This is a genomic window from Luteitalea sp., assembly GCA_009377605.1.
GTDB lineage: Bacteria > Acidobacteriota > Vicinamibacteria > Vicinamibacterales > Vicinamibacteraceae > WHTT01.
Genome location: WHTT01000001.1, coordinates 29,301 through 42,196 on the forward strand (window position 1 = coordinate 29,301; position 12,896 = coordinate 42,196).

12 protein-coding genes are annotated in these 12,896 nt (G+C 65.9%); 8 read left to right on the forward strand and 4 right to left on the reverse strand.

Features of this window, described 5'->3' with window-relative positions:
• The first annotated feature begins 32 nt into the window (after positions 1–32).
• The 3 genes from GEV06_00130 to GEV06_00140 are packed head-to-tail and all read left to right on the forward strand — an operon-like array spanning position 33 to position 1,677.
• Positions 33–686, forward strand: a complete 654-nt coding sequence (locus tag GEV06_00130; GenBank protein ID MPZ16310.1) for a sigma-70 family RNA polymerase sigma factor — start codon at positions 33–35, stop codon at positions 684–686.
• Positions 680–1,252, forward strand: a complete 573-nt coding sequence (locus tag GEV06_00135) for a hypothetical protein (GenBank protein MPZ16311.1) — start codon at positions 680–682, stop codon at positions 1,250–1,252. Before GEV06_00130 ends, GEV06_00135 begins: the two co-directional genes overlap by 7 nt.
• A complete protein-coding gene (locus tag GEV06_00140; protein MPZ16312.1) occupies positions 1,249–1,677 on the forward strand; it encodes a hypothetical protein in 429 nt (142 codons plus the stop codon). Before GEV06_00135 ends, GEV06_00140 begins: the two co-directional genes overlap by 4 nt.
• 6 nt (positions 1,678–1,683) lie before the next feature.
• On the opposite strand, the gene GEV06_00145 is transcribed toward GEV06_00140, so the two are convergent.
• Positions 1,684–2,469, reverse strand: a complete 786-nt coding sequence (locus tag GEV06_00145; GenBank protein ID MPZ16313.1) for an NIPSNAP family containing protein — start codon at positions 2,467–2,469, stop codon at positions 1,684–1,686.
• A gap of 104 nt (positions 2,470–2,573) precedes the next feature.
• Here GEV06_00145 and GEV06_00150 point away from each other — a divergent pair, with 104 nt between their 5' ends.
• Positions 2,574–3,731, forward strand: a complete 1,158-nt coding sequence (locus GEV06_00150) for a galactose-1-epimerase (GenBank protein ID MPZ16314.1) — start codon at positions 2,574–2,576, stop codon at positions 3,729–3,731.
• 121 nt (positions 3,732–3,852) lie between these two features.
• Here the strand turns inward: GEV06_00150 and galK are convergent, their stop codons facing one another.
• The gene (galK, locus tag GEV06_00155) at positions 3,853–5,001 is read right to left on the reverse strand and encodes a galactokinase (protein MPZ16315.1); all 1,149 of its coding nucleotides are present in this window, start codon (positions 4,999–5,001) and stop codon (positions 3,853–3,855) included.
• Between the two features lie 116 nt (positions 5,002–5,117).
• Between galK and acnA the strand changes: the two genes are divergently transcribed.
• Both acnA and queG read left to right on the forward strand, forming a co-directional pair.
• Positions 5,118–7,865 (forward strand): aconitate hydratase AcnA, encoded by a 2,748-nt coding sequence (gene acnA / locus GEV06_00160; protein ID MPZ16316.1) that lies wholly within the window; start codon positions 5,118–5,120, stop codon positions 7,863–7,865.
• Positions 7,866–7,881: 16 nt separating this feature from the next.
• Entirely contained in the window at positions 7,882–8,943 is a 1,062-nt protein-coding gene (queG, locus tag GEV06_00165) for a tRNA epoxyqueuosine(34) reductase QueG (GenBank protein MPZ16317.1), read from the forward strand.
• On the opposite strand, the gene GEV06_00170 is transcribed toward queG, so the two are convergent.
• Together GEV06_00170 and rsgA are read right to left on the reverse strand one after the other, a co-directional pair.
• Positions 8,940–9,509, reverse strand: coding sequence for a YqgE/AlgH family protein (locus GEV06_00170; GenBank protein ID MPZ16318.1), 570 nt, complete (start codon positions 9,507–9,509; stop codon positions 8,940–8,942). The genes queG and GEV06_00170 overlap by 4 nt on opposite strands.
• A 37-nt stretch (positions 9,510–9,546) precedes the next feature.
• Positions 9,547–10,521: a ribosome small subunit-dependent GTPase A gene (gene rsgA / locus GEV06_00175; protein ID MPZ16319.1), complete on the reverse strand. Its 975-nt coding sequence runs from the start codon at positions 10,519–10,521 to the stop codon at positions 9,547–9,549.
• Positions 10,522–10,640: 119 nt separating this feature from the next.
• Between rsgA and GEV06_00180 the strand changes: the two genes are divergently transcribed.
• Positions 10,641–11,204: a sigma-70 family RNA polymerase sigma factor gene (locus GEV06_00180; protein MPZ16320.1), complete on the forward strand. Its 564-nt coding sequence runs from the start codon at positions 10,641–10,643 to the stop codon at positions 11,202–11,204.
• On the forward strand, positions 11,201–12,805 hold the full coding sequence (locus GEV06_00185; GenBank protein MPZ16321.1) for a protein kinase: 1,605 nt from the start codon (positions 11,201–11,203) through the stop codon (positions 12,803–12,805). The genes GEV06_00180 and GEV06_00185 overlap by 4 nt, the downstream gene beginning before the upstream one ends.
• Positions 12,806–12,896 lie beyond the last annotated feature (91 nt).

Genomic DNA, 12,896 nt, shown 5'->3' on the forward strand with positions numbered 1-12,896 from the left:
CGTTGGCGCTGACGCGATGTAGAGAGCCCTGAGTGGATGCCGATCGGACGCTCGTAGCCGAGGCTGCGGCTGGGAGCCGGGAGGCGTTTGACGAGCTCGTCAGGCGCTACCAGGCACGCATCTACGGGTTGGCGCGCACGCTCACCGGCGGCGACCCTGATGCCGAGGATCTCGTCCAGGAGACGTTTGTGCGAGCGTTTCGCGCGGTTGGCGACTTCCGCTGCGAGAGCTCGTTCCATACCTGGCTGTACCGAATTGCGGTAAACGTCATGAAGTCGCACCTCGAGCGACGTCGCCGGCTAGACAGCGTGACGGCGCGGCCGGCCGGGGAGACCTTCAAGTCGGCGACCGAGCAGTTGCCGTCGGTCGAGGACTTGGAAGCGACCGTCGCGCGCCGGCAGGCCATCGATCGCGCGCTCGCGTCGCTCCCGGAGGAGCTTCGGATCGTAATCACGCTCCGCGACGTCCAAGGACTTGAGTACCGTGAGATTGCGACAATCACCCATCTGCCCATGGGGACCGTCGAGTCCCGGCTGTTTCGCGCACGGCAGCGGCTGCGACCGCTCCTCGAGCCGCTGCTGGGAAGTGCGTCCGGCGGCCGTGGTCCTTCGGCCAAACGCCGAAGGGATGACCGAGCGGATGGCCGAGCGGATGGCCGAGCGGATGATAGAGACGAGAGATGTTGAGTTGCGATGAATCGGTGCCGCTGCTCGCTCGCGCCGTGGACGCGCTGCTCGATCAGGAGGAGCTCGACCGGCTCAGAGAGCACCTCTGGCAATGTGGCTCGTGCCGCAAGGAGGTGGAGGCACAGCTCTCCGTCAAGTGGGTCCTCGCCGAGCGACCGGAGGAGGCGCTGCCGGCTGGCTTCGGCGAGCGTCTTGCGCGGCGGCTCAACCGAGAAGCACGGCACCAGCAGCGCGGGCGTCGAGGTCTCGAGCGCCCGCCGGTCTCGGGGCGTCGCAGCGTTGACGTGAACGGTGGAACGCTACGCTGGCTCGAGCTGCTCAACTGGCGCAAATGGAGCATCCGGCTCCTGCCCGTGGCGCTGGCGCTCATCGCCTGGGCGGCGATCGCCGGACACACCGATCGGGGAGTCGCATCGATCGACCTCGCGACGGCTGTCGAGGCGTGGACGCTTCCGGGCGAGGCGGCGACGACGCTGCTCGTGGACCCAGAGGTCAGTGACGACTCGCTGCTGTTCGTCTTGCTGTCTCATGACCCGGAGCGGCCGGCCCAGGAGAATCCCCCATGACCGCCTACTCACGTACGGCGCGCGCCTGGTTCGGAGTCTTCGTCGCGGTGGTATTCGGCGCAGGTGTCGCGACCGGACTCCTCCTGCATCACTACCTCGAGCCGCCTCTGGCAGCGGACACCCCTCCTCGATTCTTTGTCGCCCCCCCAGGGGCGCGACTGACCACCCTCATGGCTGACGAGTTGGAGCTCACCCCTGAGCAACAACAGCAGCTCGCCTCCATCCTCGCCGCCCGCCGGCAGAAGCTCGGCGAGCTTCGGCAGACCCTGCGCCTGCACTTCGAGCGTGAAGCGACAGGGGTCGGCGCCGAGATCGCACACATCCTGACGCCGGCGCAGAGAAGGCGGTTCGATGCCCTCCAGTCAGAGATGCGGTCCCGCTTCTTGTTTCGGGAGCCACGGCCACCGGAGAGGCCCGGTTTGTAGACGCTCTCAGATCTGTGACGCCGCCGCCGGCGAGAGGATGACGCTCGCAATGCTCGACATGATTCGCGCATCCAGGTACTCTTCACGGCTCGACAGCGCCTTCCACTCCGAATCCTCACGAAACGCCGCCCACCGGGCCTCGCGTTCGGAGGCCGATGGGAACGTCAACAGATACTCGAAGCACGGCATGCGCTGGCCGACGACGGTCTGACCGAAGAAGACAGGTGTGAGGCCAACCCGCTGGAAGATGCTCAGCTCGCCACCCGTGTTGAACATTTCAATCTTCTTCAGATGTGTCGCATCGCTGGGCTGCTCGTAACGCCGCAGCTCGAAGATCCGCGGCTGAGACGCGTCAGGCGGCACGAGACGTGGGATACCCTCGAACGCGACGAGCAAGCTGCTTTCGATGCGCTCGAAGGCCGGGCTCGAGGCGGTGCCTTCGCGGAACGCGGCCGCGGCCTTGAGATAGGCGGCGTCCTGCTCCAGCCGGCTGCCGAGCGTCAGGACCGACTCGCTGTTCCGATGCGTGATGAGCAGGACAATGCCGGGGTCGCCGAACGTCACGTTGAAGACGCCGGTCGGACCGAGACCGGCGCGGCCCAGCGCCGGAACGAGCGCCTTCTCCAGATACTCGCTGGTGGCTCTGCGCTGCTCGCCGACACGCACGAGGTACCGCCTGAGCTCGTAGATGTCGCGCTCGATCCGTGTCTCCCGGGTCTGTGCGCTGGTGGTGCCTGCGGCGGACATGGCCGCGAGCGTAGTCGAAGAGGCGAGAAAACGACGTCTGGTCATTGACAGGACACTATACGATACGTAACAAGGTTGCGGTACCGTCAGGTTGGAACGACTGCGTCCCGGCGACCCGCCTCAGGGGGATGATCGGGAGGAGTGACCGGATGGCCATCAAGCGCTCAGTGGTGCTTCCGTCGTTGGCGATGGTGATCCTGGCCGGCGCGATGGCGTCTCAGCGGAGCTCGCTGACCGCGCCTCGTGACGTCGACCGTCGTGCGTACGGTGAAACCTCGAATGGAGAGGCTGTGGATCTGTACACGTTGAGTAATGCGAACGGCGTCGAAGTAAAGGTGACCAACTACGGCGGCATCGTCGTATCCATCTCGGTGCCGGACAGAAATCGCATGAAGGCCGACGTCGTCTTGGGCCACGATACGATTGCGGGGTACGAGAAGAGCTCGCCTTACTTCGGGGCGATCGTCGGCCGATACGGCAACCGCATCGCCAACGCTCGATTCGCGCTCGAGGGCGCAAGCTATACCCTCGCCCGTAACGATGGCCAGAACCACCTCCACGGCGGCCTGCGCGGATTCGACAAGGTAGTCTGGCAGGCGTCGGAACGCGGGGATCCAAACGGCATGGCGATCGAGTTGCGCTATCGCAGCGAGGACGGGGAGGAGGGCTATCCCGGCAACGTCGAGGCGAGGGTGACCTACACGCTGACGGAGAAGAACGAGCTTCGCATCGACTATTCGGCGACGACCGACAAGCCCACGGTGCTCAATCTGACGAACCACTCGTACTTCAATCTTGCTGGCCACGGTGAAGGTGACATCCTCGGCCACGAGCTCATGATTGATGCCGACCAGTTCACACCTGTCGATGAAGGGCTCATCCCAATCGGCGAGCTGCGGCCCGTCGAAAGCACACCGTTTGATTTTCGGACGCCGACGCCGATCGGCGCGCGCATCGACCAGAAGGACCAGCAGCTCGCCTTCGGCAAGGGGTACGATCACAACTATGTGCTCAACGACCCTGCTGGTTCACTCCGGCTCGTTGTGCGGGTCACCGAGCCGAAATCTGGGCGCGTGCTCGAAGTGCTCACGACCGAGCCGGGTTTGCAGTTCTACAGCGGCAATTTCCTCGACGGCACCATTCGGGGGAAGGGGGGCAAGGTCTATGGCCATCGCGCGGGCTTCTGCCTCGAGACCCAGCACTTCCCAGACTCGCCGAACAAGCCCCGCTTTCCAACGACCGTCCTGCGCCCGGGTGAGCAGTACAGGACCACGACCGTGTATCGCTTCTCTACCCAGCGTTCGTAGAGAATTCCCTTACGTAGCGCGCGGCCTTTGAGCCCGGAGCTCGTTGGATTGACGGTCGTAGCGCAGGCCTTTAGGCCTGCCTGACCCGCAGTTGGCAGGCCTAAAGGCCTGCGCTACGTGGTCAAGCGGTGACGGCGGCGCCGTCCGTCGCTCGACAGACGTAGACATCCGGTGGACGTCCCTCCTGTGCCAGGTATCGCTCGGTAACACGTGCGGTGAACGCGTCGATCGTTCCGGCGTCGATGAGCGCAACGACACAGCCACCAAAGCCGCCACCTGTCATTCGCGCACCGTAGCAGCCGGCCTGCAGAGCAGCCTCCACCATGACGTCCAGGGCGCGACTGGACACTTCGAAGTCGTCTCGCAAGCTGCAGTGGCTTTCGTTCATCAAGCGGCCGAATGTCGCGGCGTCCGCGCCGGTAAGCGCGTCGGCGGCGCGCAGCACGCGCTCGTTCTCGCTGACGACGTGCCGAGCGCGCCGGCCCATGAGACCGTCGAGCGGTCGAGGGTGGTCCTCCAGCGCGGCGATGCTCACGTCGCGCAGCGCCGGCACGCCGAGCGCCCGGGCCGCTTCTTCACACTGCTGCCTCCGTTCGTTGTACGGCGAGTCGGTGAGCCCGCGCCGTGTCAACGTATCGAGCACAATGACGGCCGTGCCTGGCGGCAGCGGCATGGCGGCGAGCGCCAGCGAGCGGCAGTCCATCAACAATGCATGGCCGGCGCGGCCCGCAGCCGCCACGAGCTGGTCCATGATGCCGCACTGCAGGCCGACCCATTGATTCTCGGCGAGCTGCGCGGCCCTCGCCATGCGCACCGGATCCCACGTCAGATGCGAGACGCTCGCGAAGACCCGTGCCGCGGCGAGCTCCAACGCAGCCGACGAGGAGAGCCCGGCGCCGATTGGCACATCGCCGGCCAGCACACCCTCCCATCCACCGAGCGGGAGGTCCTGTTGTCGAAGCGCCCACGCAACACCCTTGATGTACTCGGACCAGGCTGGTCGGCCGTGGGAAAGCTCCAGCAGATCGAGCTCACACCACTCGTCGAAGTCGTCCGAGTAGAGACGCACGACCGCTTGCGTGATCGGCCGGAACGCAATCCAGACGGCCCGATCGATGGCCATTGGCAGCACGAAGCCGTCGTTGTAGTCGGTGTGCTCGCCAATCAGGTTGACGCGGCCGGGCGAGCGCACGACACTGGACGGTGCAGAGGTGAATAGACGCGCAAACGCACGGCGTGCGCGTGTGTCGGGCGACGCGGAGTGATCCATGTACCGCCCGCGATCTTACGCGAGCCGGTCTGATGCGCAAAGCCGCTCCTCGTACGCGGTGATATCATGAAGGATCTTGCAGTCCGACGAACGACACTCATGCACAGGACACTCAGATGAGCAGCCTCGATTCCTTCGACACCCGAACAACCTTGAGCGCCGGCGGCGAGACGTTCGACTACTTCAGTTTGCCAGCGCTCGCCGAGAAGTTTCCTCAGGTCTCGCGTCTTCCGTACTCGCTGAAGATACTGCTCGAGAACCTCCTCCGGCGCGAGGACGGCGGCTTCGTCAAGGCGTCGGATATCGAAGCGTTGGGGACGTGGGACGTCACAGCTGGCGTTGAGAAGGAGATTGCCTTCTCGCCCGCTCGTGTGCTGCTGCAGGACTTCACAGGGGTTCCCGCCATCGTCGATCTGGCCGCCATGCGAGAGGGCATCGTCAAGCTCGGCGGCGACGCGAAGAAGGTGAACCCGCTTCAGCCGGTCGAGCTCGTCATCGACCATTCGGTGCAAGTGGACGTCTTCGGCTTGCGCGACGCGCTCGAACGAAATGGCGAGCTGGAGTACGAGCGGAACCGAGAGCGCTACGTGTTCCTGCGCTGGGGCCAGAACGCCTTTTCGAACTTCCGTGTCGTGCCGCCAGAAACGGGCATCGTGCATCAGGTCAATCTCGAGTACCTGGCGCGGGTCACATGTCGTGACCAAGACGATGGCCGCCACATCCTGTTTCCAGACACGCTGGTTGGCACCGATTCGCACACCACCATGGTCAACGGCTTGGGCGTGGTGGGTTGGGGCGTCGGCGGGATCGAGGCGGAGGCCGCGATGCTCGGCCAGCCGATCTCGATGCTGATTCCAGACGTCGTGGGCTTCCGCCTGAGCGGCCACCTACCCGAGGGGGTCACGGCGACGGACCTCGTGCTGACGATCACCGAGATCCTCCGCCAGCAAGGCGTGGTGGGGAAGTTCGTCGAGTTCTTTGGTCCTGGTCTCGCCGCGCTGACCATTGCCGACCGCGCGACGCTTGGGAACATGTCGCCCGAGTACGGGGCGACCATCGCCATCTTCCCCATCGATACGATGACGCTCGAGTATCTGCGTTTGACGGGACGTGACGAGGCGCAGGTGGCGCTCGTCGAGACTTACACGAAGGCGCAGGGGCTGTTCCGCTCGGAGGGGGCGCCAGAGGCGAGCTATGCCAGCCTCATCGAGCTGGACTTGGCCAGCGTCGAGCCGAGCGTCGCCGGGCCGCGGCGCCCGCAGGATCGCGTACGCCTCGGACAGGCCAAGGCGCGGTTCGGTGAAGCGCTTCAGTCCCTGCTCACCGCACCGAAGAAGGAGCCCCGTGTGACGGGCACGGCGACCGGCGGCGGGGGCGGCGCCGCCCTCGCGAGCGCCGGTGCCGCCGCCGCAACCGAGGCGCCCCCCTGGGTCGATGAGCTCGATCATGGCGCCGTTGTCGTTGCCGCTATTACGAGCTGCACGAACACCTCGAACCCGAGCGTGATGATCGGCGCCGGCCTGCTCGCGAAGAAGGCCGTCGAGAAAGGGCTCACACGAAAGCCTTGGGTGAAGACGAGCCTCGCCCCGGGGTCGAAGGTGGTGACGGAGTATCTCCGCGAGGCCGGTCTGACGGAGTACCTGGACGCGCTGGGGTTCAATCTCGTTGGCTACGGGTGCACCACCTGTATCGGAAACAGCGGCCCGCTTCCCGAAGAGGTGTCCGCTATCGTCGACGAGCGCAACCTCGTCGTCTGCTCGGTGCTGTCGGGCAATCGGAACTTCGAAGGGCGCATTCAGCCGCAAGTTCGTGCGAACTACTTGGCCTCACCGCCGCTCGTCGTCGCCTATGCACTCGCCGGTCGGATGACGATCGACCTGACGACCGAGCCCCTTGGAACGGATCGTGACGGGGCGCCTGTCTATCTTCAGGACGTCTGGCCCAGCAGCAGAGAGATTCAAGACACGATGGCGGCTGCGGTGCAGGCGGAGATGTTCCGCCGGCAGTATGCCAGCGTGTTCGAGGGCGACGCACGCTGGCGCGCGCTTCCGGTGCCGGAGGGCGAGCGCTACGTGTGGGATTCCGACTCCACGTATGTCCGACACCCACCCTATTTCGAGGGGATGACGCTCACGCCGCAGCCGCTCGAAGACGTCGCCGCAGCGCGTGTCCTTTGTGTGCTCGGGGACAGCGTGACGACAGACCACATCTCGCCGGCGGGATCAATCAAGGCCGACAGCCCGGCTGGGAAGTACCTCGAGGAGCATGGCGTCCGTGTGCGCGACTTCAACTCGTATGGTGCACGGCGCGGGAATCATGAGGTCATGGTCCGTGGGACCTTTGCAAACATTCGGCTGCGCAACCAGCTCGTGCCAGGCGTGGAGGGCGGCTTCACGATCCATCTGCCAGACGACGAGCAGATGACGATCTATGAAGCGGCGATGCGGTACCAAGCCGAAGGGGTGCCGCTCATTGTCTTGGCGGGGAAGGAGTACGGCTCTGGGTCGTCGCGCGACTGGGCCGCAAAAGGGACCAAGCTGCTGGGCGTGCGAGCGGTCATCGCCGAGAGCTTCGAGCGCATTCACCGGAGCAACCTGGTGAACATGGGGGTGCTGCCACTGCAGTTCAAGTCTGGTGATCACGCCGCGAGCCTGGGACTGACAGGACGCGAGCGCGTCGACATTGCCGGGATCGCCGCCGAATTGCAGCCGCGCGGAGAGCTCACCGTCCGTGCGACGCCCGATGAGGGCCATCCCATCACGTTCACCGTGACCGTGCGCATCGACACGCCGGAGGAGCTCGTCGCGTTCAAGCATGGCGGCATCCTGCCGTACGTGCTTCGCAAGTTAGTGCAGGCGGGCTGAGTGGATTCCTTGCAGCATGCTGACAGCCGCTGCAATCAAATCGCGCGCTTCGGAAATCGGCTTCGACCTCTGTGGCATTGCGCCTGCGGAGGCGTTTCCAGAGCTCGGCCGATTCCGCGAATGGCTCGCGCGGGGATACGCAGGCGAGATGCAGTATCTCGCCAGAACGGCCCACAAGCGCGCAGACCCGCATCTCCTTCTCCGAAACGCTCGGTCCGTCATTGTCACGGGGACCATCTATAACGTTGACCGGCCGTACTCGGCGACGTGCGGACCTGGCGAAGCACGTATCGCGCGCTACGGCTGGGGTGACGACTACCATGACGTCATCGGCCAGCGGCAGCATTTGCTTCTGGGTTGGATGAAGGATGCGGCTGGTGAGCTGTTCGACGCGGTCTCCTACGTCGATACAGGCCCGGTTCAGGAAAAGGTCTTCGCCGCGCGTGCTGGCCTGGGCTGGATTGGTAAGAACACGTGCGTCATCAACCAGGATGTCGGCTCGTGGATCTTCCTGGGCGTGATCTTGTGCGGTCTCGAGATCGAGCCGGACGCGCCTGCGCTGGACCACTGCGGTAGCTGCACGCGGTGCCTCGAGGCCTGCCCAACCGGTGCGCTGGTCGAGCCGTATGTGCTCGATGCAACCCGGTGTATCTCGTACCTGACGATCGAGGTGCGTGGTGCCATCCCACGGTCACAGCGGCCCGACGTGGGAGAACATGTCTATGGGTGTGATATCTGCCAGGACGTGTGCCCCTGGAACCGGCGCGCGCCGACGAGCGACGATCCGGCGTGGCTGCCGCGGACGATCTTCGATCGAACGCGCACCATCGATCTCTGGCGCCGATCGGACACCGATCTGCGGGCGGCGCTCAAGGCGAGTGCCATGACTCGGGCCGGGCTCCGCCGCTTCCGTCGCAACCTCTCGGTTGCGCTTGGCAACAGCGCCGGCCCGGAGAGTGAAGCGGCACTGTGCGATGATGACCGAGCCGACGCCCCGTCACTCGCGGATCCAGCCGTGAGGGAGCATGTGGAATGGGCGAAGGGCGGTAGGGCGCGTTCGCCGAACGCGCCAGATTAGTGGACCCCTTGGCCGCCCTGGAGAAACGCGGGATCCGCGCCGAGCATGCGAATGCCCCGATCCCACATCTGATCTGCCGGCGTGTCGAAAATGAGTCCGGCGTCTGCTTCCATGGTGAGCCACGCCGAAGCGGCGAGCTCGGCATCGAGCTGGCCAGGGCCCCAGCCGGAATAGCCGGTGAGCACGCGCGTGCGGGGCGGCGTGTCGATCAGGACACGCCGCAGCAGCTCGAGTGAGGTGGAGAGATAGAGACTTGGTGCGACCTGGGTGACGTCATCATCGACGCCCGAGGGCAGTCCGCCAAGCAGGATCCAGCCGCGCTGGGGCTCCACAGGACCACCAAACCACAGGAGAGGGCCGCTCGTTGCGCGGACGGGCGGCGCGAGGTTCACAACCTCCGCGGCGGCGGTGGTGGTCGGCCGATTCAGCACGAGACCGAACGCGCCATCCGGCGTGTGCTCGCAGAGGAGGAGCACCGTTCGCTCGAAATTCGGGTCCGTCAGTTGGGGCATCGAGAGCAAGAGCGTCGGTGCCAGGCCATTCACATGGTCGCCATCGATCGACATGGCTCCATCATACAAGACAGGATTCAGGAATCAGGGGTCAAGGGCGTCGAAGCTTCTGGTACTGCGCGAGCCGCACGGCGGGGAGACGGCCGTCTGCGACAGCCTGCTTGACCGCGCAGCGCGGCTCTCGATCGTGCCTGCAATCCGTGAAGTGACAATCGGTTGCCAGCGCCTCGATGTCTGGAAAGGCTGCTTCCAACGCCCCATCCCCTTCCCAGAGCTGCAGCTCCCGCATTCCTGGCGTGTCAATGAGCAATCCACCGCCGGGCACGGCGATCAGCTCCCGATGCGTCGTCGTGTGTCGTCCGCGCTGGTCCGAGGCGCGCACTTCGCGTGTGGCCTGACGGGCCTCTCCCAGGAGCCGATTGATCAGGGTCGACTTGCCGACGCCCGAGGATCCGAGGAAGGCGACCGTACGTCGCGGTCGCACGTGGCTACGGAGCTTCTCGAGCCCATCGCCTCGACCCGCGCTGGTGACCACGATGGGGACGCCGGGAGCGATCGCCTCCACGTCCCGCAGTCGCGCATCGATATCGTCGCACCTGTCGGCCTTGTTGAGCACGACGACCGGCGCCGCGCCACCCGCCCACGCCGTGACGAGATAGCGCTCGATCCGGCGCGTGTTGAAATCGTGATCCAAACCGCTCACGAGGAAGACCGTGTCGACATTGGCCGCCAGGACCTGTTGCTCAATCACCCGGCCAGCCGCCTTGCGCGAGAAGTGGCTCCGACGCGGCAGCACGCCCTCGATGAGCGGGGTCCGATCGTGCGCCGCCAGGCGAAGCGCCACCCAGTCGCCGACGGCTGGAAACGCGTCGCGCGCGCGCCAACGATGCCGGGCGCGCCCTGCGACACGGACGAGCATCTCTGCTTCGTCCGTGCTCACCCGATAGATGTGCTGATGCTCGGCGACGACACGCCCCGGGACCAGGCCTGCGGCGGCGTAATGCTGGAATTCTCGGGCGAAGCGGTCGTCCCATCCCAGTGTCACGAGACGAGCTGGTAATGTCATGATGACTGATGTGCTCCCGCGTGCGGCAGCGAGCCCACCGCTCGTGTGGCGCCCGGAGCCGACATATCCGCACCCCTATTGTGCGCGCGATGGACGACGATCGAGAATCGCGGAGATTCATGAATGGACCGGACGGACGCCGCAGGGCCGATGAGCGGCAGCGCGCCGACGCGCTCGAGACGTTGCTGCCAGTGGTGTACCGGGAGCTCCGGCGGCTTGCGGCGCACTACCTGCAGCGCGAGCGACCGGGTCATACGCTGCAGGCCACCGCGCTCGTGCACGAAGCGTACTTGCGCCTTCTCCGTGAGCACAACACCGCCTGGCAAAACCGCGCACACTTCTGCGCGATTGCGGCCGGCGCCATGCGTCAGATCCTGGTCGAGCACGCGCGCGCGCGACACGCGCAGAAGCGGGGCGGACACGCGGCTCGCATCACGCTCGATGAAGCGCTCGTCGCCACATCGCCGGGCTCGATCGACGTCGAGGCGTTGCATGGCGCGCTCGAGGAGCTTGCGGATCTCGATCGGCGCCAGGCGCGATTGGTCGAGCTGCGGTTCTTTGGTGGCCTGTCGATCGAGGAGGCGGCAGGGCAACTCGATGTCTCGCCGGCGACAGCCAAGCGCGATTGGACCGTCGCGCGTGCCTGGCTGCGGCGCCGGCTCGTCGGGAGCGAGGCGCCGTGAGCCGTCGGGAGGAATGGCGCCGCATCAACGAGCTATTTCATGCGGTGCTGGCACGGCCTCGAACCGAGCGAGCGGCCTTCCTCGAGGGGGCGTGCGCGGACGCGCCTGCCCTTCGGCGCGAAATCGAGGCGCTCGTCACCGCCCACGAAACCGACCCGGACTTCCTCGAGCAGGGGCTCGATCCACTCGACTTGCTCGCCCGCGGAGCCCTGTCCTCCATTGGTCCGTCGGTAGACGCACAACCGTTGTCGGCCGGCTCTCGCCTGGGCCGCTACGCCATCGAGGAGGAGCTCGGGCGAGGCGGCATGGGCATCGTCTATCTGGCCCGCGACACCGAGCTGAACCGCTCCGTGGCGATCAAGCTCCTGCCAGCCGCAGTTGCCAGCGATGACGGCCGCCGGGCCCGCTTGCGGCGTGAAGCACGCGCGGCGGCGGCGTTGTCGCATCCCGGTATCGCCACCGTCTACGCCCTCGAAGAGGTTGGACGCGTGCTCTTCATCGTGTCGGAGTACGTGCGCGGCCGAACCCTTCGGGATGAGTTGGAGGCGTTGGGCCCTTTCAAAGGTGGGCACCTTCTGAGCACCGTTTTGGACATCGCCCGCGCGTTGGCGGCTGCGCATCGACAGGGTGTCGTTCATCGCGACCTCAAGCCAGAGAACGTCGTGCGGAGTGAGCACGGCATCAAGATCGTGGACTTTGGCTTGGCGCAGGTCGCCCCTGCGGAGCGCGCCGGGTCGCTGCCCACACGGCTCACGCAGACTGGCATGATCGTGGGGACGCCGGCGTACATGTCGCCCGAGCAGCTGCGCGGCGAAGAAGCGGACGCACGATGTGATCAGTTCATGTTTGGCGTCTTGCTCTACGAGCTGATCACCGGGCAGCATCCGTTCCGTGGACCGGAAGTGCCGGCGACGTGGGCGCGGATCTTGCGCGACGAGCCGCAACCGCTCAGCGTCGTCGGTGACACAGTGGCGAGGCAGCTGCAGCCCGTGGTCACACGTTGCTTGGCGAAGGACCCTGCCGAGCGGTTTACGGCGACCGACGACCTCGTGTCTGCCATCGTGGAAGCGCGCGGCTCACTTGCCAGCGAGACGCGCAGGCAGGGTCACGCGGCCGAGAGCGTGGAGCCGGACGGCTCGGTGCCGATGACGCACGGCGGCGCACCCGGCGAGCGTCAACCGGCAACGCGGTTGGGATGGGAGGTTCACCAGGTCGTCGTGTCGCTCGTCTACGGCGTGATGCTCTGGCCCATGTGGCTGGTGCGCGCACACATGACGCCGGGACCATGGCGCACGCTGTGGTTCGTCGTCAATGTGGCGGTCGTGGCGCTCGCGGCGACGCTGCGCTTCAACCTTGCGTTCACGTCTCGTTGCTATCCTGCGGCACTCGATCTGCAGCGGCGCCGCGCTTCCTGGCTGGTGCGCAGCGCGGACTGGGCGGTTGCGCTCCTGTTGATGCTCGGCGCCGCCATCGTCGGTGGGGCGGATGTCGGTCTCACGGCGCTGCTGGTTGGCGTGGCGATTGGCGCCGGCGTGGCCTTCCTCTTCATCGAGCCCGCGACCGCGCATGCGACGCTGGGTGAGGGTGGGCCCGACCTTTAGGCCGCGCGTTCGCTGTAAGATGAAAGATCCGGGCCGGACGCCTCGGCGGGGCGTCCTAGCCTCACGACCTACCCGATCGGCTGATCCGCAT